1 rRNA gene is annotated in these 2,497 nt (G+C 56.6%); it reads left to right on the top strand.

Annotation, left to right across the window (positions count from 1 at the left end):
• Positions 1–2,475: ribosomal RNA gene (locus tag ACIHCX_RS38075) — 23S ribosomal RNA — on the top strand; the annotation flags it as partial.
• Between the last annotated feature and the right edge of the window lie 22 nt (positions 2,476–2,497).

Genomic DNA, 2,497 nt, shown 5'->3' on the forward strand with positions numbered 1-2,497 from the left:
TCTCGTGACTGCGTGCCTTTTGAAGAATGAGCCTGCGAGTTTGCGGTGTGTTGCGAGGTTAACCCGAGTGGGGTAGCCGTAGCGAAAGCGAGTCCGAATAGGGCGGTGGAGTAGCACGCTCAAGACCCGAAGCGGAGTGATCTAGCCATGGGCAGGTTGAAGCGGAGGTAAGACTTCGTGGAGGACCGAACCCACCAGGGTTGAAAACCTGGGGGATGACCTGTGGTTAGGGGTGAAAGGCCAATCAAACTCCGTGATAGCTGGTTCTCCCCGAAATGCATTTAGGTGCAGCGTCGTGTGTTTCTTGCCGGAGGTAGAGCACTGGATAGGCGATGGGCCCTACCGGGTTACTGACCTTAGCCAAACTCCGAATGCCGGTAAGTGAGAGCGCGGCAGTGAGACTGTGGGGGATAAGCTCCATGGTCGAGAGGGAAACAGCCCAGAGCATCGACTAAGGCCCCTAAGCGTACGCTAAGTGGGAAAGGATGTGGAGTCGCACAGACAACCAGGAGGTTGGCTTAGAAGCAGCCACCCTTGAAAGAGTGCGTAATAGCTCACTGGTCTAGTGATTCCGCGCCGACAATGTAGCGGGGCTCAAGCGTACCGCCGAAGTCGTGTCATTGCGATATTAACCTCCAACGAGGATCGTGATGGGTAGGGGAGCGTCGTCTGCCGGGTGAAGCAGCACCGGAAGGTAGTTGTGGACGGTTGACGAGTGAGAATGCAGGCATGAGTAGCGATACACACGTGAGAAACGTGTGCGCCGATTGACTAAGGGTTCCTGGGTCAAGCTGATCTGCCCAGGGTAAGTCGGGACCTAAGGCGAGGCCGACAGGCGTAGTCGATGGATAACCGGTTGATATTCCGGTACCCGCTGTGAAGCGTCAAACATCGAATCCAGTGATGCTAAGGCCGTGAAGCCGCCGGTGATCCCTTCGGGGTGATTCGGAGTGGTGGAGCCGCTGAACCAAGTTGGTAGTAGGTGAGTGATGGGGTGACGCAGGAAGGTAGTCCATCCCGGGCGGTGGTTGTCCCGGGGTAAGGGTGTAGGACGTCAGGTAGGTAAATCCGCCTGGCATGTGTCTGAGACCTGATGCCGAGCCGATTGTGGTGAAGTGGATGATCCTATGCTGTCGAGAAAAGCCTCTAGCGAGTTTCATGGCGGCCCGTACCCTAAACCGACTCAGGTGGTCAGGTAGAGAATACCGAGGCGTTCGGGTGAACTATGGTTAAGGAACTCGGCAAAATGCCCCCGTAACTTCGGGAGAAGGGGGGCCACACCTGGTGAGGGAACTTGCTTCCTGAGCTGGGGGTGGCCGCAGAGACCAGCGAGAAGCGACTGTTTACTAAAAACACAGGTCCGTGCGAAGCCGTAAGGCGATGTATACGGACTGACGCCTGCCCGGTGCTGGAACGTTAAGGGGACCGGTTAGCTCACTTTCGGGTGGGCGAAGCTGAGAACTTAAGCGCCAGTAAACGGCGGTGGTAACTATAACCATCCTAAGGTAGCGAAATTCCTTGTCGGGTAAGTTCCGACCTGCACGAATGGCGTAACGACTTCTCGACTGTCTCAACCATAGGCCCGGTGAAATTGCACTACGAGTAAAGATGCTCGTTTCGCGCAGCAGGACGGAAAGACCCCGGGACCTTTACTACAGTTTGATATTGGTGTTCGGTTCGGCTTGTGTAGGATAGCTGGGAGACTTTGAAGCGGCCACGCCAGTGGTTGTGGAGTCGTCGTTGAAATACCAGTCTGGTCGTGCTGGATGTCTAACCTGGGTCCGTGATCCGGATCAGGGACAGTGTCTGATGGGTAGTTTAACTGGGGCGGTTGCCTCCTAAAGAGTAACGGAGGCGCCCAAAGGTTCCCTCAGCCTGGTTGGCAATCAGGTGTTGAGTGTAAGTGCACAAGGGAGCTTGACTGTGAGACCGACGGGTCGAGCAGGGACGAAAGTCGGGACTAGTGATCCGGCGGTGGCTTGTGGAAGCGCCGTCGCTCAACGGATAAAAGGTACCCCGGGGATAACAGGCTGATCTTCCCCAAGAGTCCATATCGACGGGATGGTTTGGCACCTCGATGTCGGCTCGTCGCATCCTGGGGCTGGAGTCGGTCCCAAGGGTTGGGCTGTTCGCCCATTAAAGCGGTACGCGAGCTGGGTTTAGAACGTCGTGAGACAGTTCGGTCCCTATCCGCTGTGCGCGTAGGAGTCTTGAGAAGGGCTGTCCCTAGTACGAGAGGACCGGGACGGACGAACCTCTGGTGTGCCAGTTGTTCTGCCAAGGGCATGGCTGGTTGGCTACGTTCGGGAGGGATAACCGCTGAAAGCATCTAAGCGGGAAGCCTGCTTCGAGATGAGGACTCCCACCCACTTGATGGGGTAAGGCTCCCAGTAGACGACTGGGTTGATAGGCCGGATCTGGAAGCACCGTGAGGTGTGGAGGTGACCGGTACTAATAGGCCGAGGGCTTGTCCTCAGTTGCTCGCGTCCACTGTGTT

It is taken from the genome of Streptomyces sp. NPDC052043 (assembly GCF_044548235.1).
Lineage (GTDB): Bacteria > Actinomycetota > Actinomycetes > Streptomycetales > Streptomycetaceae > Streptomyces.